Annotated in this window: 23 protein-coding genes and 1 tRNA gene; 15 read left to right on the top strand and 9 right to left on the bottom strand. The window is 60.9% G+C overall.

Features of this window, described 5'->3' with window-relative positions; translation table 11 throughout:
• Positions 1 to 106 precede the first annotated feature (106 nt).
• A complete protein-coding gene (locus AMC99_RS02280; RefSeq protein WP_061922272.1) occupies positions 107 to 1285 on the bottom strand; it encodes an amidohydrolase family protein in 1179 nt (392 codons plus the stop codon).
• Between the two features lie 298 nt (positions 1286 to 1583).
• Between AMC99_RS02280 and AMC99_RS02275 the strand changes: the two genes are divergently transcribed.
• Genes AMC99_RS02275 through AMC99_RS14290 form a run of 6 tightly spaced genes read left to right on the top strand, consistent with a single transcriptional unit; the run spans position 1584 to position 5762 of the window.
• A complete protein-coding gene (locus AMC99_RS02275; protein WP_061922269.1) occupies positions 1584 to 2393 on the top strand; it encodes an acyl-CoA thioesterase in 810 nt (269 codons plus the stop codon).
• Positions 2386 to 3423 carry a phosphotransferase family protein gene (locus AMC99_RS02270; protein ID WP_061922266.1) on the top strand — a complete coding sequence of 346 codons (1038 nt, stop codon included), beginning with the start codon at positions 2386 to 2388 and terminating at the stop codon, positions 3421 to 3423. The genes AMC99_RS02275 and AMC99_RS02270 overlap by 8 nt, the downstream gene beginning before the upstream one ends.
• A 21-nt stretch (positions 3424 to 3444) precedes the next feature.
• Positions 3445 to 4209, top strand: coding sequence for an SDR family NAD(P)-dependent oxidoreductase (locus AMC99_RS02265; protein ID WP_061922264.1), 765 nt, complete (start codon positions 3445 to 3447; stop codon positions 4207 to 4209).
• Positions 4206 to 5018: an SDR family NAD(P)-dependent oxidoreductase gene (locus AMC99_RS02260; RefSeq protein WP_061922261.1), complete on the top strand. Its 813-nt coding sequence runs from the start codon at positions 4206 to 4208 to the stop codon at positions 5016 to 5018. The genes AMC99_RS02265 and AMC99_RS02260 overlap by 4 nt, the downstream gene beginning before the upstream one ends.
• A 7-nt stretch (positions 5019 to 5025) precedes the next feature.
• Positions 5026 to 5412, top strand: a complete 387-nt coding sequence (locus tag AMC99_RS02255; RefSeq protein WP_061922258.1) for a VOC family protein — start codon at positions 5026 to 5028, stop codon at positions 5410 to 5412.
• A 38-nt stretch (positions 5413 to 5450) separates the two neighbouring features.
• Complete coding sequence (locus AMC99_RS14290) at positions 5451 to 5762, top strand: hypothetical protein (RefSeq protein ID WP_338021450.1); 312 nt, start codon at positions 5451 to 5453, stop codon at positions 5760 to 5762.
• Between the two features lie 163 nt (positions 5763 to 5925).
• On the opposite strand, the gene AMC99_RS02245 is transcribed toward AMC99_RS14290, so the two are convergent.
• A tRNA-Ser gene (locus tag AMC99_RS02245) sits at positions 5926 to 6016 on the bottom strand.
• Between the two features lie 257 nt (positions 6017 to 6273).
• On the opposite strand from AMC99_RS02245, the gene AMC99_RS02240 reads away from it, so the two are divergent.
• Positions 6274 to 7239: a peptidylprolyl isomerase gene (locus tag AMC99_RS02240; protein WP_061922253.1), complete on the top strand. Its 966-nt coding sequence runs from the start codon at positions 6274 to 6276 to the stop codon at positions 7237 to 7239.
• Complete coding sequence (locus AMC99_RS02235; RefSeq protein WP_061922249.1) at positions 7236 to 7553, top strand: DUF1905 domain-containing protein; 318 nt, start codon at positions 7236 to 7238, stop codon at positions 7551 to 7553. The genes AMC99_RS02240 and AMC99_RS02235 overlap by 4 nt, the downstream gene beginning before the upstream one ends.
• Positions 7554 to 7590: 37 nt before the next feature.
• Here the strand turns inward: AMC99_RS02235 and AMC99_RS02230 are convergent, their stop codons facing one another.
• The 3 genes from AMC99_RS02230 to AMC99_RS02220 form a co-directional block, all read right to left on the bottom strand.
• Positions 7591 to 9423: a methyl-accepting chemotaxis protein gene (locus tag AMC99_RS02230; RefSeq protein ID WP_061922246.1), complete on the bottom strand. Its 1833-nt coding sequence runs from the start codon at positions 9421 to 9423 to the stop codon at positions 7591 to 7593.
• A gap of 120 nt (positions 9424 to 9543) precedes the next feature.
• Positions 9544 to 9906 carry a VOC family protein gene (locus AMC99_RS02225; protein WP_061922243.1) on the bottom strand — a complete coding sequence of 121 codons (363 nt, stop codon included), beginning with the start codon at positions 9904 to 9906 and terminating at the stop codon, positions 9544 to 9546.
• 13 nt (positions 9907 to 9919) lie between these two features.
• A complete protein-coding gene (locus AMC99_RS02220; RefSeq protein ID WP_061922240.1) occupies positions 9920 to 12010 on the bottom strand; it encodes a RelA/SpoT family protein in 2091 nt (696 codons plus the stop codon).
• Between the two features lie 202 nt (positions 12011 to 12212).
• On the opposite strand from AMC99_RS02220, the gene AMC99_RS02215 reads away from it, so the two are divergent.
• Positions 12213 to 13478 (top strand): patatin-like phospholipase family protein, encoded by a 1266-nt coding sequence (locus AMC99_RS02215; protein ID WP_061922237.1) that lies wholly within the window; start codon positions 12213 to 12215, stop codon positions 13476 to 13478.
• Positions 13479 to 13500: 22 nt separating this feature from the next.
• Here the strand turns inward: AMC99_RS02215 and AMC99_RS02210 are convergent, their stop codons facing one another.
• Positions 13501 to 15438, bottom strand: a complete 1938-nt coding sequence (locus AMC99_RS02210; protein WP_232301476.1) for a M1 family metallopeptidase — start codon at positions 15436 to 15438, stop codon at positions 13501 to 13503.
• A gap of 95 nt (positions 15439 to 15533) precedes the next feature.
• Here AMC99_RS02210 and AMC99_RS02205 point away from each other — a divergent pair, with 95 nt between their 5' ends.
• Positions 15534 to 16496, top strand: coding sequence for a family 16 glycosylhydrolase (locus AMC99_RS02205; protein WP_157058231.1), 963 nt, complete (start codon positions 15534 to 15536; stop codon positions 16494 to 16496).
• Here AMC99_RS02205 and hemF read toward each other — a convergent pair whose 3' ends face one another.
• Positions 16497 to 17354: an oxygen-dependent coproporphyrinogen oxidase gene (gene hemF, locus AMC99_RS02200; RefSeq protein ID WP_061922231.1), complete on the bottom strand. Its 858-nt coding sequence runs from the start codon at positions 17352 to 17354 to the stop codon at positions 16497 to 16499. It lies immediately after the preceding gene.
• A 44-nt stretch (positions 17355 to 17398) separates the two neighbouring features.
• Here hemF and pdeM point away from each other — a divergent pair, with 44 nt between their 5' ends.
• The 5 genes from pdeM (at position 17399) to AMC99_RS02175 (ending at position 22632) form a co-directional block, all read left to right on the top strand.
• Entirely contained in the window at positions 17399 to 18091 is a 693-nt protein-coding gene (pdeM, locus tag AMC99_RS02195) for a ligase-associated DNA damage response endonuclease PdeM (RefSeq protein ID WP_061922228.1), read from the top strand.
• Positions 18092 to 18184: 93 nt separating this feature from the next.
• Positions 18185 to 18703 carry a translation initiation factor IF-3 gene (infC, locus tag AMC99_RS02190; RefSeq protein WP_061922225.1) on the top strand — a complete coding sequence of 173 codons (519 nt, stop codon included), beginning with the start codon at positions 18185 to 18187 and terminating at the stop codon, positions 18701 to 18703.
• 182 nt (positions 18704 to 18885) lie between these two features.
• On the top strand, positions 18886 to 20313 hold the full coding sequence (locus tag AMC99_RS02185) for an SLC13 family permease (RefSeq protein ID WP_232301474.1): 1428 nt from the start codon (positions 18886 to 18888) through the stop codon (positions 20311 to 20313).
• A gap of 171 nt (positions 20314 to 20484) precedes the next feature.
• A complete protein-coding gene (locus AMC99_RS02180; protein WP_061922220.1) occupies positions 20485 to 21795 on the top strand; it encodes a cystathionine gamma-synthase family protein in 1311 nt (436 codons plus the stop codon).
• Between the two features lie 45 nt (positions 21796 to 21840).
• A complete protein-coding gene (locus AMC99_RS02175; protein ID WP_061922217.1) occupies positions 21841 to 22632 on the top strand; it encodes an SDR family NAD(P)-dependent oxidoreductase in 792 nt (263 codons plus the stop codon).
• A 6-nt stretch (positions 22633 to 22638) separates the two neighbouring features.
• Here AMC99_RS02175 and AMC99_RS02170 read toward each other — a convergent pair whose 3' ends face one another.
• Positions 22639 to 23388: a phytanoyl-CoA dioxygenase family protein gene (locus AMC99_RS02170; protein WP_061922213.1), complete on the bottom strand. Its 750-nt coding sequence runs from the start codon at positions 23386 to 23388 to the stop codon at positions 22639 to 22641.
• On the bottom strand, positions 23385 to 23918 hold the full coding sequence (locus tag AMC99_RS02165; RefSeq protein ID WP_061922210.1) for a J domain-containing protein: 534 nt from the start codon (positions 23916 to 23918) through the stop codon (positions 23385 to 23387). Before AMC99_RS02165 ends, AMC99_RS02170 begins: the two co-directional genes overlap by 4 nt.
• Positions 23919 to 23979 lie beyond the last annotated feature (61 nt).

The raw sequence follows: 23979 nt of genomic DNA, 5'->3' as shown, positions 1-23979 counted from the left end.
CGCGCTGTTCGAATGACAAGGCGGGAGACCCCGGTTTGCCACTTCCCTCGCAATGAAAAAGGGCGCGGAATGTAGCCGCGCCCCTGATCAGTGCAGGCTGGTCGGCCTATTCGGCAGCCTCGGCCACTGCTTCGCTCTGGCGAAACATCATGTGGTCGTAATTGGTGCGATAGAACATGTCCTTCACATGCTCGTCGAAGCCATCGAGCGATGCCTCGAACTTGCCCAGCGGATCGCGTGTGCCCTCCGGATGCGGATAGTCGCTGGAGAACAGGTACAGCTCGGGCGCGCTATCGCGGATCATCCGGCCCACATCCTCGTTCGGGAACGGCGTGAAGCGCACTGCCCGCTTGATGTATTCCGAAGGCATCATGTCCATCGCCTGCAGGTACTGGTCCGTCTTGTTGAAGGAATACCAGCCGTGGTCGAGCATGCGGAGGAATTCGGGCACCCAGCCCGCACCGCTTTCGATCACCCCGCCGCGAAGGTCGGGGAAACGCTGGAAGACGCCGTCATAGACCATCGCCGTCAGGAATTCCTGCGGGGCATACCAGAGGCAGAGGAAGTCGGCGAAACGCAGGTTTTCGCCCCCGCCGTGGAGGTCGGCGGCGCGTTCCCGTCCATTGTTCATGAACTTGCTCGGCTGGCGCTTTGTGCCGGGGCCGATGTGCAACATGAAGGGAATGCGATTGTCCTGGAGGAACTGCCAGAACGGATCGAAATCCGGATGGCCGGGGCTCTTGTCGCCGGCCGGACCGGAACTGAACATCACCGCGCCCGCACCTGCCGCAACAGCGCGCTTGGCTTCCGCAAGACCGCGTTCTGGATCGTCGAGCGGCGTGAAGGCGACACAGATCATCCGCGGATCGGCATTGCAAAAATCCTGCTGTGCCATGTTGAGCGCACGAGCCGCTGCATAGCGCTGGTCATCGTTTGCAGCCTTGGTAATCGCGCCGAGCCCGAAGGTCGGGAAGACGAGCTGGCTCTGGAAACCCAACCAGTCCAGCGCCTCCACACGTTCTTCCTTGTCGAAACCGCCGTAGCCCAGCCAACCTTTCGCACCTTCGATCGGGTTCTCGGCCGCCTTTGCGCGCGCTTCGGGGTCGTTTTTTCGCGCTTTTGCGAGATCGATCATCTTGGTGATCCGTTCCCCGCCTTCGCGCTTCGAATACACCTCGGAATAGATCTCCTTGTACTCGCCCTCCAGATAGGGGGCGAGCCAGTTCTGTGTCTCCATAGTGTGCGCATCGGCGTCGTTGACGATCCGGCCGTTCGTATAGGTCATCCGTGATTCTCCTTCCGTTTGAACCGAACATCTCACACTATTTGTTAGATTGTCAATCTTTTCGAAAAAGCGGTTTGACCCTTGCGTTAAGCGCACCGGCTCGAACAACCTGCCGCGTAGAACCGACGCGCGTGAAGCGGTTTTCCGCCAGGCTTGCCACGAGATTGAAAGAATCCGCTTTTCTTCATTTGAATATTGAGTATGCCAGTTACCGGGAGAGTTAGTCATCGATCTGGTAGAACTTCTGACTCCGCGAAACGCGGGTAACGGTCATTGGTCCGGGGCGCCCGGCCCCGCCATGGGGCCACGCATGTTCGGCGGGCAGGCCCTTGCACAGGCACTGCTGGCAGCGAGCGACCAGGAAACCGGCGGAAGGCTTGCCCATTCGCTTCATGCCTATTTCCTGAAAGCGGGCAGCGCGGTGGATCCTGTCGATTATTCGGTTTCGCAATTATCCGAAGGGCGCAGCTTCGCGACGAGGAGGGTGGAGGCCAGCCAGGGCGAAACGCTGATCTTCAGCATGATCGCATCGTTCCACGCACCCGAAATAGGGTTCGAACATACGACGCCTTCGCCCTTTCCCCTCGACATCGACGCAGCATTGCAGTCGCTGGAAGCGTGGGTGGAGCACAACGTACAGGCGTCGGAATCCCCGATCCTGGACCGGCTGCGTCATCGTCCGATAGAGATCGTGCCGCTGGACCCGGGATCCTTGTTCGGCACCCGTGCACGCGAGCCGATCACCGCATCGTGGATGCGCCTTCGCGATCCGGCCAAGGCTGACCCGGCAATGCAGCGCGCGCTGCTCGCCTACGCTTCTGACATGATGTTCCTGCGCAATGCCCTGCTGCCACACGGCGTCCGTCCGGGGAGCCGCGAGGTCCAGGCTGCCAGCCTCGACCATGCAATCTGGTTCCATGAAACGCCCGATTTCGACCAGTGGCACCTGTTCGTTACGTCCAGTCCGTGGGCCGGTGGAGCACGGGGGCTGAACCGCGGACACTTCTATCGCGAGGATGGAACCATGGTCGCTAGCGTGGCCCAGGAGAGCCTGATGAGGCCCAAGGGCGACGCGCTCGAACGGATCGAAAGCCAGAAGAATGCCTGAAGCAGTTCCCGAACCCGATTTCGATGTAGCCTCGCTCCGCAAATGGATGGTGTCCGAACTCGGGTCCGGCATCACGATCGACAGCGTCGAGAAATTCCCGGGCGGCCAGTCCAACCCGACCTACCGCGTCGACACGAGCGAAGGCGCGATGGTCCTGAGGCGCAAGCCTTTCGGCAAGCTGCTTCCCTCTGCCCATGCGGTGGAACGCGAGTACCGGCTGATCGATGCGCTCCATCCCACCCCCGTCCCGGTCGCACGCCCCATCGCCCTGTGCGAGGATGCAGAAGTAATAGGCGCGCCGTTCTACCTGATGGAGATGGTACAGGGGCGCACGTTCTGGGCAGGCGCCCTTCCCGACTGCGATCCGGCCGAACGTGGCGCGATCTATCGCGAGATGATCGAGGCACTTGCGAGCTTGCATGCTGTCGATCCCGAACAGGTCGGGCTTGGCGATTATGGCGCGCCTGGCAATTATTTCGCCCGCCAGGTGGGACGTTGGACCAAGCAGTACCGGGCCGCCCAGACTGACGACATCCCCGAAGTCGAGCGCCTGATCGAATGGCTTCCCGCAACGCTGCCACAACAGGACCGCGTGTCGATCATCCATGGCGATTATCGTATCGACAACATGATCTTCGCCCCCGATCGCCCCGAGATTCTCGCCCTGATCGATTGGGAATTGTCGACGCTTGGCGATCCGCTGGCCGACTTTGCCTATCTCGCGATGAACTGGGCGATGCCCCATGGGGAGCGCGGGGCGCAGCTCGGCGGGCTGGACCTGCCGGCGCTTGGAATTCCGACGCTGGAAGAGGCGACCGAACATTATTGCTCGCTTACCGGGCGCAGCTCGGTGCCGGACCTGAACTGGTTCTTTGCCTACAACCTGTTCCGGCTTGTCGGCATCATCCAGGGTATCAAGAAGCGCGCAATCGAAGGCAATGCTTCGAGTGCCAATGCCGAGGCCGCAGCCGCACGTATCGTGCCTTTGGCGCAGCAGGCCTGCGCCTTCGCCGATCGCGCCAGGATCTGAAATTCGAGAGGAGAAGGAAACATGTCGCTTTTCGACCTGACCGGAAAGGTCGCCATCGTCACTGGATCGAGCAAGGGGATCGGCAAGGCGATCGCGGAAGAGCTTGCCGCACAGGGCGCCCGCGTCGTCATTTCGAGCCGCAAGCAGGAGGTTTGCGACGAGGTTGCCGCTGCGATCAACGCCGAGCACGGCGAAGGAAGCGCCATCGCCATAGCGGCCAGCATTTCCGACAAGGCGCAGCTTGCCGACTTGTTTGCCCGCTCGCGCGAGCAGCTTGGCCCGGTCGATATCCTCGTCTGCAATGCCGCGACCAATCCCTATTACGGTTCGATGGATGGCATAGAGGACGACCAGTTCCGCAAGGTGCTGGACAACAATATCCTGTCCAACCACTGGCTGATCCAGCTCGCCCTTCCCGACATGCGCGAGCGCAAGGACGGAGCGATCATCGTGATCAGTTCAATCGGAGGTCTGCGCGGTTCGCCCACCATCGGGGCCTATAACGTTTCAAAGGCAGCCGACTTCCAGCTGGTGCGCAATTATGCGGTCGAGAACGGGCAGCACGGCGTGCGCGTGAATGCGATCGCACCCGGCCTGGTCAAAACCGACTTCGCCCGCGCCCTCTGGGAAAATCCCAAGGCGCTGGAAATGACCGAGGCTCGGCTGCCGATGCGGCGCATTGGCGAGCCTCGCGATATCGCCGGAGCTGCGGTTTACCTGGCATCGCCGGCAGCCAAATGGACGACCGGGCAAATGGTCGTAGTCGACGGAGGAGCCACGATATGAGCGAACGTTTTTCCGGCAAGGTCGCAATCGTGACCGGTGCCGCTTCCGGCATCGGCAAGGCGACTGCACTTCGGTTTGCGAAAGAGGGGGCGAAGGTCGTCCTGTTCGACAAGACCGATGGCGTTCATGAAGTCGCCGGACAGATCAATCAGGCGGGCGGTCAGGCCTATGCCATGACCGGTGACGCAGGCGACGAAGGCGATGTCGAAGCACTCGTCAAGGAAGCGCTTTCACGGTTCGGCGGCCTCAACGTGTTCTTTGCCAATGCGGGCATTACCGGCGGAGTGCGCGGCGGATATTTCGACGCCACGCCGGAACACTGGGCAGAGGTGCTACGCGTCAACCTCATCGGCCCGTTCCTTGCGGTCAAGCATTCCGCCACGGCGATAGAGGGCAGCGGTGGCGGCGCCATTGTCTGTACCGCGTCTGTCGCCGGCCTTCGTTCGGGCGCTGGCCCGGCCCAGTATTCCGCCAGCAAGGCAGGCGTCATCAACCTCGTCCAGACGGCGGCCCAGCAGCTTGCCGGAACCGGGGTTCGCGTGAACGCAGTCCTCCCGGGACTGACCGAAACGGGCATGACCAAGCCGATGTACGACGGTGCCAGAGCCGCCGGAAAATCGCACATGATCGGCCAGCTGAACCCGATGCTGCGGGGCGGCGAGCCCGAAGAGATAGCGGCTGCAGTGCTGTTCCTGGCGAGCGAGGACGCAAGCTACGTCAATGGCCAGGCACTGGCCGTGGACGGCGGCCTGTCGTCCTCCCATCCGACTTCCCGCCCTCCCGGCGATCCCAACCGTCCCAGCTCATGAGGTTCAAATGACCGACACTGAAAACCCCGCCCTTTTCACCTTCATCAAGCTTACGGTGAAGGACCTGGACGCGATGACCAGGTTCTTCGTCGATGGCTTCGGCATGAAGCACGTCGATACGGTCGACACCCCCGGGTTCAGCGAACACATGATGGCTGGCAAGAAAGGGTCGGCGACGATTGTCCTGTTCCACTGGAAGGACGGGCGCGAAATCGAGATCGGCAATGGCTGGGGGCCGGTCGGGATGATCACCCGCGATGTCGACAGCGATGTCGGCCGTGCGGTCGCAGCGGGCGCCACGCAGAAGGGCGAAACTGTCGCCTTCGGCAAGGCACGCATCGCATTCGTTCTGACCCCGGAAGGTCACGAAATCGAGATGATGCAGCTCGGCTGATCAGGAACGGTGGGCTTGCCCGCCGCCTAAACCGCCAGTTGGCCAAGCAGATTGGTCAGGCGCTGCTCGCTCCAGGCCGCATGCCCTTCGTATTGCTCGCGCAATTGGCTGTCCTGCGTCCAGTTCCGGAGTTGCAGAAGCGCACTTTTTTCGATGTGGCTGAGCTGGCGCCAGTCAGAGAAGAGGTGCTCGACCTTGGCGCTGCCCAACCCAATATCGCGCCGCCGCCCGTCTTTCTGGACTCGGACAATCTAGCTTTTGCCACCGTTCTTGCCGATAACAAGCCAGAGGCCGTCACCGTCACCATAGCGCCCCGGCTCCCTTGCCGCCTTCACCGCCGTTGCTGTTAGCTTGCCCATGCCATGCGCCTCCAAGGCATTTACCCACACTCTTTCCCACATCGTAGCGCGGCTGGCGCGGAACGGCAAGGTTCGGATAGGTTCGAGAAACGCCCTAAACCGCTAGGTTTTAAGAGATTTATCGGGAGAGGAGGGGCGCCCAGAAAAGGGTAGGTGGCGGAGCAGGAGGGATTCGAACCCTCGATACGGGGTTACCGTATACACACTTTCCAGGCGTGCGCCTTCGACCACTCGGCCACTGCTCCGCACACTTGCCGCCGCGCGCTTTGCGTGCGCAGGTCGGACAAGAGAGCCGCCCCTAGCGACGTAGCGGAGCCTGCGCAAGGCAGAGAGCGACCCGGACGCAGCGCATCGCCGATTTTTGTGCTATATCGGCTCGTGCGAGCGGTGCTGCGCGGTTAGGCATCCCCTGGCGAACGCCGCACGCGAGGCCCCTTTCCGCCCCCAAAAACGCGTGGAAAGGGGCTTTCGATTCAGCCCGCGCCGTGGCACCACCCCTCCCATGAACAAATCGCTGATTTCGCTCGCCGCCGCGCTCGCGCTCGCATCACCAGCCTTTGCCGTAGGAGAGGAAGAGGAAAAACCGGCCCCCTCCCCTGGCGAAATCGTCGAGAAAGCTGCGGCGTCAGACTGGGTGCCGATCGCGCCGGAAGACCTGATGGTCATGACACTCGCCCCCGATGCAGAAGGCAATCCGCGCGAGGTCGTGATCCAGCTAATGCCAGCTCCTTTCAGCCAGGGATGGATCGAAAACATCAAGACCCTCACCCGCAGCGGATATTACGACGGCCTCTCCGTAATCCGCGTTCAGGACAATTACGTCACGCAGTGGGGCGACCCTTCCGGGGACGAAGAAGGCGCCAAGCCGCTGCCCGAGGGGCTGAAGGTGATGGGGGAGGACGAGTATGTTTCGGCAATCACCGGAGACGACCTCCTGGCACGTACCCGCTATCCCGATCCCTACGCGGGCTGGACCGCACTACTTGGCGGTTGGCCGACAGGGCTAAGGATGCAGACTTCGCACACACTTGAATACCAAGCTTGGCCCACACACTGCTACGGCATGGTCGGTGTCGCGCGCGGAATGTCGCCCAACACCGGCGACGGCAGCTCGCTCTACACAGTGATCGGCCACGCACCGCGCCAGCTTGATCGCAATATCGCGCTCGCCGGACGCGTCATCGAAGGCATGGAACACCTGTCTTCGCTTCCCCGCGGCAAGGGTACGCTCGGTTTCTATGAGGATGCCGAGGCAGACAAACGCACGTCGATCCTGTCGGTTCGCATCGCCAGCGACATGCCGTCAGGAGAGCAGCCGCAGTTCGAATATCTTTCGACCGAGAGCGAGATTTTCGCCGACTATGCCGACGCTCGCGCCAACCGGCGTGACCCGTTCTTCATCGTTCCAGCAGGCGGCGTGGACATTTGCAATATCCCGGTGCCGATCCGCCGCGTGAAGGGCGAGTGACGGAAGAGGTCGCCGCGCACGTTGCCCTCACGCGCTGGCAGGGGGAACGCGGAACATACCACCTGGTTACTTTTGCAGGCGAACCCGCCGAAACGATCGCCATGCACGAGCGATTGCAACGCCTCGAATTCGGGTCTCGCCGGGGCTTTGGCTCGGTCAAGGTGATCGCGCAGATCGGGGATACGCGGTGGAAGACTTCGGTCTTCCCGCAGAGGGCGCGATCGGAATGGATCCTGCTTGTCAGCAAGAAGGTGATGAGGGAAGAAGACCTAGCCGAGGGCGATGACCTGTCGGTGACGCTGGAACTGCTCTAGCCGACCAGGGTCGGCCAATTTCTTGCGGCGCGGGACCTCAAGCTGCCTTGATAGCCGACTCGTCAGTCTCGAGGTCGATCGCCGACCTACGAACATCCGCGATGAAGCTGTTCGCTTTCTCTCGCAGGTCCTTCGCATGGGCATCGAGCGCGTTCGCACTATCGACGACATCATCGGCAGCCGATCCGGTCTGATCGCTCGCATTGCGCAAGGCCTTCAGCTGTGTCTCGACTTCCATCGAGCCAGACGCAACCGTATCGATATTGCGCGCAAGCGCCTCGCCCGAAGCCGATTGCTGGTCCACCGCGCTCGCAATGGCGACTGCGGCCTGTTCCAGATCGCCAATGCTCTTCACGATATTGGTCAGGTCGCTGACGCTCGATTGCGTGGAATTCTGGATCGCTGCGATCTTCTCGGTCACGTTGCTGGTCGCACGGCTGGTTTGCATGGCCAGCTCCTTGACCTCGCTTGCGACCACGGCAAATCCGCGGCCCGCCTCGCCGCCGCGGGCAGCTTCGATCGAAGCGTTCAGCGCGAGCAGGTTCGTGCGCTGCGCGATCGTCTGGATCACCTCGACGATTTCGCCCACCTCGAGCGCGGCCTGCGACAGCTCCGTCATTTTCGAGTTTGCGTCTCCGACCATCCCGCTGGCATGACGAGCCAGTTCCGCCGAAGCCGACGCCTGGCGATTGATCTCGCTGATAGAGAGCGCGAATTCATCGGTCGCTGCAGCAGCCGCAGTGATGTTCTCGGTCGCCTCTTTCATGGCTTCACTCGCGTCTTTCGCCTGATCATGCGAATTGTCTGCGAGATCGACCATCTGACGCGACGTCGCCTTCAACTGATCCGACGCTGCCGAAACTGCGGTAATAAGGTCGCCTACCGAGATCTCGAAACCATTCGCGAGATCTTCAAGCAGCTGGCCCTTTTCCTTGCGCAAATGGCGCATCTGGTCACTCAGCGCCTTCTGCTCCTCGAGTTTGCTTTCTGCCTCCCGAGCACGCGCATCTGTCAGGTTTCGCAGTTCGAGCGAACTGGAGCGGAACACGGCTAGCGCCCGTGCCATCGCGCCGATCTCGTCCTTGCGTCCACGCCCGGGGATCGATGTGTCGATCTTGCCATCGGCGATCTCTTCCATCGAATTGGTGATACCGGAAATCATGCCGACCACGTGGCGGTTGAGTACACGCGCACCGATCAGCGAAACGGCGACAGCGATGATCACGAATATGATATCGACGATCAGCACCTTGTCGATGCCGTTGAACAAGTCCCTCGCCGCAGGTGCGAGCGTTCCGCGGAGCGAGCGCGCGTATTCTGCAATCTCGGCACGTAGCTGGAGCAGTTCGGTCTCGAATGCGGCGACTTTCGATGCGCTGGGATTATTTGAAATCTCTTCCCAGCGCGCGTTGAGCGACACGAGCTTATCGTCGAACCGTGCGACGATGCCATGCGTCTCGGGCGGCATTGCGTCGCTGATCCAACTGCGGGTGTAGGCAATGTTTTCCTGCGCAGTCGCAAGCGCCGGGGCCACTTCATCCAGCGCGCCGCGAGCGTTTTCTTCACGGAAGTCGCGGATGGCGGTGGCCGCATCGTCGATGTCCATGACCGCATGGGTTGTGCGCACTTCCAGGCCTGCGACATCGGCGACAAGGCGTCCGGCGCCCGAGTAATAGGCCACGGTTGCAATGACCATCGAGGCGATGAGGAGGATGATCGCTGCCGAAGCGATCCCGGCAGCATTCATCTTTGCCGCGAGGGAAAAGCGATCGAGCCAGTGCGGGGTTTCGGATTCCTGATGTGCGTCGACCGACGCAGAAGCGGGTGCGGCATCCCGAGAGATGTCGAAGTCGAAATTATGCGCGGTCAAAACTCTTCACCTTCCCGTCGTGCCTTGCGATTTTTCGCATGGGCACACAGCTCAAGTTCCATTTCCGGGATGTGACTAAGCGATATAGTTTAAACGCCAGTAAACTTTGGCGAGGTCGGATCAGACCTTTTGCATCAGTTCGATGCGGTTCCCGAAGGGATCAGAGACGTCTCCGCGCCTGTAGCCATCGAGCGGCTTGCCCGGAGTGAAAGGATAACCGTTCTCTTCGAGCTTGGTTACCAGCGAGGGCAAATCGTCGACCAGTAGCGCTGGATGGGCGCGCTGCGCCGGCATGAAGTCGTGTTCGACACCGCAATGGATATGCGCATTGCCACTGGTGAACCAGCAACCGCCATTGATAGCGAGATGGGCAGGCTTGCGAATTTCTTCCATGCCCAGGACATCGACGAAAAATTCGCGCGCTTCGTATTCGCCGCCATGGGGCATGGCGAGCTGAACGTGATCGATACCGATAACTTTCATGGGTTCGGCTGTATCAGACGCGTTCCGCCTGCGCCACGGCATCGCTCGCTCGCATCGCGCTCAGGATACGGGTGAGGTGCGCCAGATCCTGAACCTCGACATCAATCTCGTAGGTCGTGAACGGATGGTCGAGTTGGACCTGTTCCAGGCTGGTGACGTTCGCGACGTTCTGCGCGAAAATGCCTGCCATTTCGGCAAGCGTACCCGGGCGATCGTAGATCGTGACGCGCAACCGCCCTGTAGCACCCTGCGAACGCTTGCCCCACGACAGGTCGAGCCAGTCATTGTCGATCCCGCTCGCCAGTTCGAGGCAATCGATGGCGTGCACTTCGACGCCCTCGTCCTTCTTGCGCAGGCCTACGATCCGGTCACCCGGAACAGGGTGACAGCAGGTCGCCAGCTTGAAACCGACACCAGCCGTAAGTCCGCGGATCGAAATCGCGTGGTCGCGGCGGGACCAGTCATGATTGTCCGGCAGGTCGGACGTGCTTCCGGGGACCAGCGCCTCCATGACTTCGCGATCGGTCAGCTTGGCCGCGCCGACTGCGAACATCAGGTCTTCCTCGTCTTCCATCTCGAGACGCTTTACCGCTTCGCGCACCGCCTTCTTGCCGATCTTGGCAGGGACGCGGCCGGCAATTTCGTCGAACAGCTTGCGGCCGATTTCGGCGACTTCGGCGTGTTCCTTCAACCGCACGGCGCGGCGGATCGAGGCTCTCGCCTTCCCGGTCACGACGAACCCCAGCCATGACAGCTGCGGTTCCGCATTCTTGCCCTTGATGATCTCGACCACGTCGCCGTTGTTGAGAGGCGTGCGCAGCGGCATGTGCCGACCGTTGATCTTTGCCCCCACTGTCTGCGCGCCGAGGTCGGTATGTACCGCGAAGGCAAAATCGACCGGCGTTGCGCCCTTGGGAAGCTGGAACAAGCTGCCCTTTGGCGTGAAGGCAAATATGCGATCCTGGTAGATCGCCATGCGTGTGTGCTCGAGCAGTTCCTCGGCGTCGTGGCTGGCATCGACGATTTCAATGAGGTCACGCAACCAGCCGACCTGCCCGTCCGGCCGGTCTCCCTGCTTGTAAGCCCAATGCGCAGCCAGGCCGAACTCGTTGCGCTGGTGCATTTCGCGGGTACGGATCTGGACCTCAACTCGCATCGAATTTTCGTACATCAGCGAGGTGTGTAGCGAGCGATAACCGTTCGATTTGGGGGTCGAGATATAGTCCTTGAACCTGCCCGGTAGCGCCTGCCAGGTGGTGTGAAGCACCCCCATGGCGGCATAGCAGTCAGCTTCGGTATCGCACACGACACGGAATGCCATGATGTCGGTGACCTGTTCGAAGCTGACATGACGCTCCGCCATCTTGCGCCAGATCGAATAAGGATGCTTCTCGCGACCCGAAACTTCGACCTGCAGGCCCGCTTCTGCCAGCGCCTGCTTGATCGCGAGCGCGATCGCATCCACCTGACCGCCGTCCTGGCTGCGAAGTTCTTCGAGCCGCTTGGTGATCGTATGGAACGCTTCGGGCTCCAACTGCTCGAAAGCGAGCAGCTGCATTTCGCGCATGTATTCGTACATGCCCACACGCTCTGCCAGCGGGGCATAGATATCCATCGTCTCGCGCGCGATGCGCCGGCGCTTGTCGGGTGACTTGATGAAATGGAGCGTGCGCATGTTGTGCAGCCGGTCCGCCAGCTTCACCAGCAGGACGCGAATATCCTCGCTCATTGCAAGGAGGAATTTGCGCAGGTTCTCCGCGGCCCGCTCGTTCTCGGGCATGGCCTCGATCTTCGACAGCTTGGTCACGCCATCAACCAGCTGCGCTACCTCGGTCCCGAAATTGGCTTCGATATCGTCGATCGTCGCCAGCGTATCCTCCACCGTATCGTGAAGGAGCGCGGTAATGATCGTTTCCTGATCGAGCTGTAGATCGGTCATCAGGCCGGCGACTTCGACCGGATGACTGAAATAGGGATCGCCGCTGGCGCGCTTCTGCGTGCCGTGTTTCTGGACTGTATAGACGTAGGCGCGATTCAGCACCGCCTCATCGGCGTCGGGGTCATAGCCCAGGACCCGTTCCACAAGTTCGTACTGTCGCAGCATCACCGGAAATGTGCGGTTTCGCGCAGCTTATTGCAATCGCAAAAGCCACGAATTGGCAACCAGTTGCAATTAATGGCCCCTTCAAGGGCATCAGGCATCCGGGGGAAGGGTTATGAAGCGAGCAGTCGCTGCGCTAATAGGATTTTTGGCACTCACGCTGGGGGCTTGCGCGCAAAAACCGGCGCTAACCCCGCAAAGCGCGATGTGCGATTTCCGGACGATCCCGCTCGATATTCCCGTGCCAGGCCAGTCAAATGCCGAAGACCCAATGCGGTTGGAACTGGAGAATAGCCTGCGGGCCTATCCCTCGCGCATGCCCAATTCGACCAAGCCGCCGATGATGCTGTCGTTTTCGGGCGGAAGCGAGCACGGTGCCTATGGCGCGGGGATCCTTGCCGGTTGGGGCGGGACCGGCGACCTCCCTGATTTCCAGGTGGTGACCGGGGTTTCGACCGGTTCGATCCTTTCGACCTTTGCATTCGTCAACGAACCGGAAAAGGCGGTTGCCGGATACACAATCAATTCGGAAAGCGAACTGGCCGACGTTTATGCCAAGCCGAAGGACGGAAAGCCCGATCTCGCAAACTTCGAAACGCTCGTAAAATACGGCTCTTTCGCCAATCTCGACCCGTTGAAGGAACGGCTGGGCCAGTTCATCACCGACGATGTCCTGTTGCGTGTCGCGACCAAGCACGACGGCGGCGCGCGCCTCCTGATAGGAGCGACCGATCTGGATAGCGGCAGGCCGGTCGCATTCGATCTCGGTGACATGGCGACCCGCTATATCGCGAGCCAGGTCAGCGGCGACGGTAAGGCCGGCCAGTGGAAAAGCTGCTATATCGCGGCGATCCTGGCGAGCTCTTCAGCGCCGTTGGCCGCGCCCCCTGTCTTCATCGACAACACCATGTATGTCGATGGGGGGATGCGTTTCGGCATGTTTGGAGATCCGACGGCGCTGGTCCAGATGGCCCATTGGCGCGGAGATGCACCCGACCTCAAGATCGAAGACGACATCTATGTGCCCGCCCCGATCACCTATGCCATTATCGACGGAACGCTCGACCTGCCGACACCTTCGTGTCCAAAGGCGGATGCCTCCCTTTGCACCAAGGACAACCCGATGGGCGGCAAGGAAGGAGTGCACAAGGACTGGAACATCATGTCGCTGGCGATGGCGAGCGAAAGGGTGCTGGTGAACCAGGTCTATCGCTTTTCCGCGCTTCAACTCGAAGACGATGCCTGCGAGGAATCCGGGTGCTTCAACTTCCTGAGGATCGAGGATGATGTCGCAGACTTCGACTTCACCTATCTCGACCCTGCGAAGTCAGCGCCGGAAACGCTGACCTGCAACCAGTGGCAGCAAATCGATATCGAAACCGATGACCCGATCGAATTCCAGAAACGCTATATGCGCTGCCTGATCTCGTACGGAAAAGCCAAGGTTGGCGAGGCGGGCTGGGGCAGCTGAGCCCAACCCGCCCTCACGTCGGTTACCCTTCGTAGCCGACGATCTTGTCGACCTTGCCGCGGGTATAGCTGTGATAGCCGTCACGCGTTTCTGCGTAGAGCTTGGTCGCGATAGGGCGACCCCAGCTTCCCGTGTCCCAAAGCGCAGTGAACAGCGGCGACACGAACTTGTTGCGACCCACGCGGGCCAGGAACTTCTGGGCCTGCGGAATTGCCGGATCATATTCGTTGCGCAAGGCAGCTTCGAGCCACAGGAACAGCACTTCATTGTTCCCGGTGGCAGAAAGCTCGAGCCGGTCGTTCAGCGCGGCAAGTTGGGCGTCATCCAGCTCCTTCGGCAGCTTCTCGAGGAACCGGCGCTGTTCTGCGGCTGTCCAGCCCTTCCAAGCTTTCGTTTCGGGCAGCGTGCCGTCCTTCGCATAAGCGGCAGCCGCTGAATCGACCGCAGCAAATGCAGCCGCATCGGGCTGTGCAGCGTTGGCGGGAATGCCGGTGCCATAGACCCATTCGTCGAGCATCAGCGCCTTCTCCAGCTCCGCATCGCCCTTGATCAGGTTCTCGCGCAGGTCGGCAAGGAACATCTCCGAAGTGATCGGCTGAAACGCGTGATTGTCGAACCATGCGGTCAGCCACGCGTCGAACTTCTCGCGGCCGACAGTCTGTTCGACAGTGCGAAGAAAGACCGTGCCCTTGTCATAGATCGCTTCGCCAGCGGTTTCGAACGGGCTGATTTCGGCGGGCGTACGCATGGCGGTATTGGGATTGTCCGAACCATTGGTCTCGACCATTTCAGCGAGACCAGCATAACTCAGCGCATATTCCTGTTCGGCCCGGGCCTTGCCATACACTTCTTCGCTGATGCGGCTTTCGATGTAGCTCGTGACGCCTTCGTTGAGCCAGCCGTCACGCCAGCTCGCATAGGTGGTCAGGTTGCCCGACCAGCTGTGGGCCAGCTCGTGTGCGACCAGCCCGTTGTTCGAGCGATCGCCCGCGATGAAGGTCGGCGTAAGGAAGGTCATCACCGGATTTTCCATCCCGCCATACGGGAAGGATGGCGGCAGCACGATCATGTCGTAACGGCCCCAGCGATAATCGCCGAACAGCTTGCTACCTGCGTCGATCAGTTCCTCGGTATCGCCCACTTCCTTGGCAGCCGCCTCCAGCGTCTCGGGCTCTGCCCAGACACCGGAACGGGGACCGATTTCGGCGAATTCGATATTACCGGCAGCAACGGCGATCAGGTACGGCGGAACGGACTTGTCCATGACAAAGCTGTGCGCCCTGGTTCCATTGCCAAGATCTTCAGGCTCGCCCTGCTTGATACCGCTCATCACTACATTGAGCGCTTCGGGAGCGACGATGCGCGCTTCCCACGTCTGTCGGATGCCCGGGCTATCCTGCGTGGGGATCCAGCTGCGGTTGAGGATCGCCTGACCCTGGCTGAACAGGAACGGCTGCTTCTTACCGGCAGTCTGTTCCGGTGCCAGCCACTGCAGGGCCTCTGCATAGGGCGCGCTGGCATAGGTGATCAGGATACGTTCGGGCGCCGTGACCGCACCATCGGTTTCTGCAAAACTGATCTTAAGCGGCGCGCCCTTCTCGGCTACGCTTTCGCCCAGTTCCCATGCGAGCTCTACGCCCTCGCCATCGGTCACATGCGTGATCGAAAGACCATTGCTGTCGAGGACGATTTCCTTCGCTCCTTCAGCGGCAACGACATCGAGCGTCGCGGTGCCCTCGACCAGTTTCTTGTCGAAGTTCAACACAAGGTCCAGCGCCACATGGCTCACGCGCGCTTCCTGCGGACGGGCATAGGTGAACTCGTCGAACGCCTGTTCGCTCGTCAGGATCGGTGCGACAACGGGTGCAGCGTCCTCACCAGCCATCGGGTTGCAGGAAACGAGCAGCAAGGCTGCCAGCGGTGCGAGATAACGCATCGGGAAACTCTCCAAAAATTCCATCGGCCTGCGAACCGTCGGCCCGCGTTCATGTCGACATCCTATATCGACCCTGAACTCTTGCGCCACCCTGAAGCGATGCATTCGTTTGCCTTCTGGTGAATTCGCGACACTTGGTCTATGTGAACGTTATCAGAAGACATAAGCGTTCCCGGGAGAAAGAAATGAAGTCGCTCAGCACGGCTATTGCCGCAACCGCATTGGCCCTCGCCGCACCGGCGCTTGCTCAAGACCTGCCGGCGGCAGGCGAGCAAGCCACAGCCGACCGCGATCTACTCTTCTCGGACGAATTCAACGGCGAAGAGCTCGACCGCGCGAAGTGGGGCGTCATCGGCGCCGACTTCTGGGTCAATGACGAGCAACAGGTTTACGTCGATTCGAAGGCGACGATCGCAATCCTCGACGACATGTCGGGCGCCGACGGCGGCGTCCTGATGCTACGTCCTGTCTTCAAGCCGGGGATCGACCCGAACAAGAATCGCCTTGCCGATTTCCTTTCGGGGCGGGTCGAAAGCAAGGACAAGTTCGATTTCACTTATGGCCGCGCAGAAGCTCGCATCCGAATGCCCGATGCAGTCGGCGTCTGGCCGGCCTTCTGGCTGCTTGGAAACGGGAAATGGCCCGACACCGGCGAGATCGACATCATGGAATATGTCGGCGAGAAAGACTGGACCGGCGTTGCCCTGCACGGCCCCGGTTATTCAGGCGAAACGCCGCTGGTGAACAAGTTCTTCTTCCCCGAAGGCGTCGATGTCACGCAGTGGCATAACTACGCCGTCGAGTGGACAGAGAACCAGATCGACTTCATCGTCGACGGCCATGTGACCTATCGCGTCACGCGCCCGATGGTCGAACATTATGGAAAGTGGCGCTTCGATACGCCTAAATATCTGATCCTGAATTTCGCGCTCGGTGGTGCCTATCCGGTCAAGACCAACGGCATCAAGGAACCCTATACGGGTGTGCCGCAGGCAACCGTCGATCAGATTAAGACGGGCAACGTCGCGATGCTCGTCGATTGGGTTCGCGTCTATGCGCCGGAGGGCATGAGCAAGGAGTGATCAGCTCCAGGTCGCTTCTGGCGGCAGGCTCATGAGGATGGCATCGACATTGCCGCCGGTGCGCAGTCCGAACAGAGTGCCACGATCGTAAACGAGGTTGAATTCGGCGTAGCGTCCGCGCCATTCGAGCTGGCGCTGCTTGTCTGCGTTGGTCCATTGGGTCTCGACGCGGCGGCGAACGATCTTCGGGAAGATGCCCAGGAACGCCTCGCCCACATCGCGGGTGAACTGGAAGTTCCGCTCGAATGCGTCGGGATCGGCGCATTCCATGTGGTCATAGAATATCCCGCCTACGCCGCGATGGACACCGCGGTGCGGGATGTAGAAATAATCGTCCGCCCATTTCTTGAACCGGTCGTAATAGGTCGGATTGTGAAGTGCACAGGCGGCGCGAAATGCCGCATGGAAATCGGCCGTGTCTTCCTCATACGGAATCGGCGGATTGAGATCCGCACCACCGCCAAACCAGGCGGCTTGGGTCGTAAGGAATCGCGTGTTCATGTGCACGGCGGGAACATGTGGATTGGCCATATGGGCAACCAGGCTGATGCCGGTCGCGGTAAATCCGGGGTTCTCCGGGCTGGCACCATTGATCGTGCCGGCAAATTCCTTGCTGAAACTGCCCCTGACCGTCGAGACGTTCACCCCGACCTTTTCAAAGACCTTGCCCTTCATCAGGCCCTGCACGCCGCCACCCGGATTGTCATTGCCGTCTTCGTCGCGCTGCCAGGGACGATATTCGAAACTCGCATTGGAACCCGCTTCGCGCTCGATCGCCTCGAACTCGTTGCAGATGCGTGTGCGCAGGCTTTCGAACCATTCTTTCGCGCGGTCGGTTTCATGGGTCCAGTCAGTCATGACACCCCCTTGCCAAAGCACATGAGTCGCGGCAAGGGAGAGCCATGGTTCCCCTTTCGTTCGCAGGCGAGGAAATGTTCCTCATCGACGGTCGCGCGCTTTACTGGCCGCGTGAGCGAACGCTGCTGCTGGCCGACCTTCACCTTGAAAAAGCAAGCTTTTTTGCAGGGCACGGGCAAATGCTGCCGCCATACGACAGCCGCGAAACGCTGGAGCGCATCGCCAATGCGGTCAAGCAGACAGGCGCGCGCCGGGTCATCACGCTGGGCGACAACTTTCACGACAGCGACGGAACCAGCCGGCTCGAACCCTATGCGGCCGGCATGCTCGAAGCATTGACGCGCTCGCTCGACTGGGTCTGGATTACCGGCAACCACGACGAAGAGATGCACCGCGCTTTTGGTGGAGCCCTCGTCGACGAGATGGAACTAGGCGGCGTGTTGCTCAGGCATATCGCTCGAAAGGGCGAAACACGGCCAGAGCTTTCCGGCCATTTCCATCCCAAGGTTCGCGTCAGGATCCGCGATCGCCACATCAGCCGGCCATGCGGCGTCGTGAGCAGGTCCACCGACGGAGCCGACCGGATGATCATGCCGGCATTCGGCGCATTGACCGGCGGCATGGACGCGGCATCCCCCCAGATCCTGCGCGCCTTGCAACCTGCGCGCGAAATAGAAGCGGTGCTTCCGGCGAAGGGAAAGCTCGTCAAATTCCCGCTTTGGCGCGATGCCGCGTAGCCACTAGCGTTTAAGAGCGATTGTCCCTACATAGCGGCCACGATTCATGGCTATTACAGGAGAACACACATAGCCCGTCCACCCCGGCGTTCGATGGCCCCGCCAGTAAAAAGCGGCCCTCGCTATGACGAATTCATTCAATCCGACAAGGTTCGCGTGATCGATCACGAAGGTGAGAACCTTGGCGTGATGTACACCCGCGAAGCGATGGAACAGGCCAACGACCTGGGTCTCAACCTGGTGGAGGTATCGCCAAACGCGGACCCGCCGGTGGCAAAGTTCCTCGACGTCGGCAAATACCGTTACGAGGCTCAGAAGAAGGCCAACGCCGCACGCAAGACCCAGAAGACGCAGGAGATCAAGGAGATCAAGATGCGTCCCAACATCGACACGCACGATTACGACGTGAAGATGCGCAACGTGGTCAAGTTCATCGAGAATGGCGACAAGGTGAAGGTCACCCTGCGTTTCCGCGGCCGTGAAATGGCGCACCAGGAACTCGGCATGAACCTGCTGAACCGTGTGCGCGACGATGTCGAGGAAATCGCCAAGGTCGAGGCATTCCCGCGCCTTGAAGGGCGTCAGATGCTGATGGTTCTCGCTCCGAAGTAAGGCAGCTTGATCCATTAATAAAAAAGGGCGCGCCAGACGGTGCGCCCTTTTTGTATCGGCACGCCAAATAGTCAGACCATCGACGCAGTGCCCAGTTCAGAAAGCCGAGCAATTCTCGGCGCCGATACTCGCCAAGGCTGTCATGGGCAGCTAGGTCCTCAGGTGGGGAGGATTTACGCGAAGTGACAGCACGCCGCATCGGAATGATCACGGGGCTCGTCGCCCTGCTCTTCACAATATTCACCGCACCGCCAGCCGGCATGCCAGCCGAGGCATGGATCATCGCCGGGCTTGTGGTGATGATGGCTGCCTGGTGGATGACAGAGGCTGTCCCGCTGGCCGTCACGGCGCTCCTCCCGTTCGTGGTCCTGCCTTTCGCCGGCGCGCTCGACGCAAAAGAGACGGCGAGCGCGTACTATTCACCGATCATCTTCCTCCTGCTCGGCGGCGCCTTCATCGCACTCGCCATCGAACGTACAGGTCTCCACCGCCGGCTGGCGCTGTTCCTGCTCGATACGATCGGAAAAGGTGGCAGCGAATTTCGGCTGCTGCTGGCCTTCATGGCCGCCGCAGCAGTGTTGTCGATGCTGATCTCCAACACTTCAACCGCCCTCATCATGATGCCCGTCGCACTCGCGGTTCTCGCCGGTGGCGAAGGCCATCTGGCAGACGAAGGCGCGACCGACCGCCAGGAAGGTCTCTCGGGTGCCTTGCCGATGGGCATCGCCTTTGCTGCCAGTATCGGCGGTCTCGGAACGCTTGTGGGTTCGCCCACAAACGCCATCGCAGTTGGCCTGATCGACGAACTGCTGGGCCTTAGGATCAGCTTTGCCATGTGGAGCATGTTCGGCCTTCCGGTCGTGCTGATCGGCGTGCCCGTCGCAGCCTGGATCGTCGGGCGGGTACAGTCGATCGGTTCACATCCTTTCGACCTGGCAGCGGCGCATGACGCGGTCGAAAGCCACGGCCCGTGGACCACGGCGGAAAAACGCCTCGTCCCGATTATCGCCATCACATTCATACTTTGGATGGGCCAGCCATGGCTGGCACCGCTGCTGCCTGACGGTTCGCTGACCGAAGGGACCGTGGCAATCGCGGCGAGCCTCGCACTGTTCATCCTACCGGATGGAAGCGGCCGCCCGCTGCTCAACTGGGATGAAGCAGATCGCGCGCCTTGGGGGGTGCTGCTGATGTTCGGTGGCGGCCTGGCGCTCGCCGCGGGCATGGGGTCATCGGGGCTGGCAGACTGGATCGGTCAGCAGCTTCTGCCACTCGAAGTGCTGCCCCCTATCGCCATCGCAGTCATTGCCGTCGTGCTGGTGATCGTAATCACCGAATTTGCGAGCAATGTCGCAACTGCGTCTGGCATCATCCCCGTCGTCGCCGCACTCGCCGCTGCTCTCGGAGCGGACCCAGTCCTGCTCGTCATGCCCGCCGCGCTCGCTGCCAGCTGGGGCTTCATGTTACCGGCTGGAACAGGCCCGAATGCCATCGCCTGGTCGACCGGACGCATCCGCATCGGGCGCATGGTCGGGGCCGGTCTGGCACTCGACATCATCGGCACATTCCTCATCGTCGGAGTGGTCTTTGCGGTCGAGCTTGCGAGTTGATCGGGCGCGTTTCGAGGCCCGGCTTGAACTCGGCAAAGTCCGCCGATATTCAATGAGGTGTGATCCGGCGACGGCGGAGAAGCGTTCCTGCGGAGGTTAGGAGCGGGTGCCCCGGCCGCCCCATCTGCTCCTGCCTTCCTGGGGGCGTTTTACGAGGAAGGTCAGCCTGTAATGACTGATGTCATCGATCCCAACGAAGCACCGCGCCGCACTTCGAAGCCTGCCAGGACGAGCATCGGCGGACACGAATTGAAGCCTTCGACGCTGATGATGGGATACGGGTACGATCCCGTGCTGTCGGAAGGATCGCTCAAACCGCCGATCTTCCTGACCTCGACCTTCGCCTTCCCCAGCGCTGCCGACGGAAAGCACCACTTCGAAGGCATCACCGGCAAGCGTCCGGGCGGCGCCGATGGACTGGTTTATTCGCGTTTCAACGGGCCCAACCAGGAAATCCTGGAAGACAGGCTGGGGATCTGGGACGGCGCGGAGGATGCCTTAGCCTTTTCGAGCGGCATGACCGCGATCTGCGTGCTGATGATGGCCTATGTCAGCCAGGGCGATGTCATCGTCCATTCCGGACCGCTCTATGCCGCATCCGAAGGCTTCGTTTCGAAGGTGCTCAGCAAGTTCGGGGTTACTTACGTCGATTTCCCCGCCGGTGCATCTGGCGAGCAGATGCAAGCGGTGCTGGAGAAGGCCAGGGAGCAGGCCGAAAGCCAGGGCGGCAAGGTCGCGATGATCTATCTCGAAAGTCCGGCCAACCCGACCAATGCCCTCGTCGATATCGAAGCCATGCGAAAGGCACGCGATACAGTGCTGTCGGCCGATTGCCCGATTGCCATCGACAACACCTTCCTCGGTCCCTTGTGGCAGCGCCCGCTCGATCACGGGGCCGATATCGTCGTCTATTCGCTGACCAAATATGTGGGCGGTCATTCCGACCTCGTCGCCGGAAGTATCGCGGGTGCGCGCAAGTGGATGGACCCGGTTCGCATGCTCCGCAACACGATGGGAGGCATTTGCGATCCCAACACGGCGTGGATGCTGCTGCGCTCGCTCGAGACGGTCGAGCTTCGCATGCAGCGAGCAGGAGAGAACGCGGCCAAGGTATGCGAATTCCTGCGCCAGCATCCCAAGGTCGAAAGGCTCGCCTATCTCGGCTTCATCAGCGATGCGCGCCAGCAGGACATCTTCGATCGGCATTGCACCGGGGCCGGCAGCACATTCTCGCTGTTCATCAAAGGCGGGGAAGCTGAAAGCTTCCGTTTCCTCGACAACCTGAGCATCGCCAAACTTGCGGTCAGCCTTGGCGGGACAGAGACACTCGCCAGCCATCCGGCGGCAATGACACACCTTTCCGTGCCGGACGAACGGAAGGCGGCACTCGGCATAACCGACAACCTCGTTCGCATTTCAATCGGCATCGAGGATCCCGATGACCTTATCGCCGATTTCGAACAGGCACTGGCAAAGGTGTGATGCAACGCCTAGCCTCGGGCATCTATTCCTGAGGCGGAGTGAAGCATGAGTGATCGCAAACCGGTATTCCTGGTCCTGGGTGCAGGTGCCGGGATCGGCGGACAGGTGGCAGCGCGATTTGCGCTTGGCGGATACCATGCCGTGCTAGCCCGCCGCAGCGACGAAGCCGGTCTGAAGCGGCTTGTCGGGCAGATCGAGGACGCCGGAGGCGAAGCCAGCGGAATGCTGGTCGACGCATCGGTCGACGGCACGATCGAAAATCTGGTCGAGCGGGTCGAAAACGAGATCGGCCCAATCGAATGCGCGCTCTACAACCTGGGCGCGCAGATCGGAAACCGCTCGCTGGCGAATACGCCGCACCGGACGTTCGAACTGGGCTGGCGTCTTGGATGTTTCGGCCTATTCCGCCTCGCGCACGCCTTGCTCCCCCGGATGGTAGAGCGCGGTCGCGGGACCATGCTGGTGACGAGCGCGACGGCTGCTGTTCGCGGAAACGAAGGGCAGCACAGCCACGCTGCCGCAATGGGTGGACGGCGGATGCTGTGCCAGACGCTCAACGCAGAATTCGCACGCCAGGGGATCCATATCGCGCACATCGTGATTGACGGGGCGGTCGATGCACCTGACACCCTCGGCAAGATGCTCGGCAATTCGTTCGAGGATTTCAAGGCGGCGAAAGGCGACGACGGCGTCGTGGACCCTGCTGCTCTTGCTGAAACTTATTGGCATCTGGCGCACCAGCCGCGCAGCTGCTGGAGCCACGAAATCGACCTGAGGCCCTGGACCGACACCCCGTGGTGGAACGACAACCCTCAGTCGGCGATCAACCGTAACTGATAACTCTCAGGCCAGCAGTGTCCGCACAAAGCGGGGACCGAGGCTATCGAGCACCTCTGCCTCGGCAACCAGTCGCTGGTTTCCGGTGCCAAAGTTCTTGTGGTCGAACCAGAACGGGCGGCACGAGGTGAAATAGAGTAGTGGCCGGTCCTCGTTGCTCGTGTTTGCGCAGCCGTAGTGGATGGTTCGAAAATCCCACACCAAGGCCGAACCAAGGGGCACATCGATAGATGCTGGCGATATGCCGTCCCGCGAACCGGTGCGATGGCTCCCGGGATAAAAGGCGGTCCTGCCATTGGCCTCGCCGGTGTCGACCAAGGGAATGGCAATCGTCAGCACGGTCGGCGGAAGCAGCGGATCCACTCCGGTTTCCGGAAAAAGAGGGTCGGTATCGCGGTGGACGTGCTGATCAGGGCACCCGCCGTGCGCCATCATCATCCCGAACGCTTCGTGCACCCATGCCGACCCGAGCGCACTTTCCAGCAACGCCTCGACTGCCGCGTTATCGAGCAATCCCAAATCGAGAAGGCCGTGGCCCAGCATAACAGGGGCAATAAAACGCCCCTCTCCGTTTCGCAGCACGTCGGTCAGGTTCGCGGGATCGGCGAATTCCGGGTGGCCGGCGAAGACCACATCCCTAGCGGCAATCAGAGTGTCGCGTGTCCAAACTTCATCGAGCCGGACGACGCCGTCCTCGCGCAGGATTGATGCAGCAGCCTCCGTGTCCCCTGCGGGAGCGGAGCGCAGGCTGCTCATCCACGCCACTCGCGGCGTTCTTCTGCGGTCTTCAGCACTTCATAGGCAAGTTGCAGCTTCTGGAATTCTGCAGCAGCCGCCTTGTCACCCGGCTTTACGTCCGGGTGCACTGTCTTGGCTTTTTCCCGCCACGCCTTCTTGATCATGACGAAGTCAGCATCCGCTTCGAGTTCAAGGACATCAAGCGCGCGCATTTCGTCAGCACTGCGCGATCCATCACCCGAACCGGCCCAGCCGTAATGAGACGCCTCCGCATAGCCGGAACTTTCCTGCCGTTCGGCCTTGGCGCGCTCTTCCTTCTCGGCCTTGTCCAATCCTTCGAAATAGTCCCACTTGGAATTATATTCGGCTGCGTGCTTCTGGCAGAAATACCAGCGGTCGGGACTGTTCGGAGCTTTTGGTGCGGGGCAATCGCCCGGCTCGTCGCAACTATGACGATCGCAAATGCGGACATTCGTCGCTTCGCGCGATGAGCCATAGCCGCGCCAGCGGGGGAATCCCCAGTCGTTGGACCTGCGTGCCTTAGCCACGGGCACCGATGCGATTTTTCTCGCTCAAAGTCGTTCGTCCGACGGTCATGTCACTCAGTCT

The organism is Altererythrobacter epoxidivorans, from assembly GCF_001281485.1.
Taxonomy (GTDB): domain Bacteria; phylum Pseudomonadota; class Alphaproteobacteria; order Sphingomonadales; family Sphingomonadaceae; genus Erythrobacter; species Erythrobacter epoxidivorans.
This window is presented reverse-complemented; position numbering and strand designations above follow the sequence as displayed.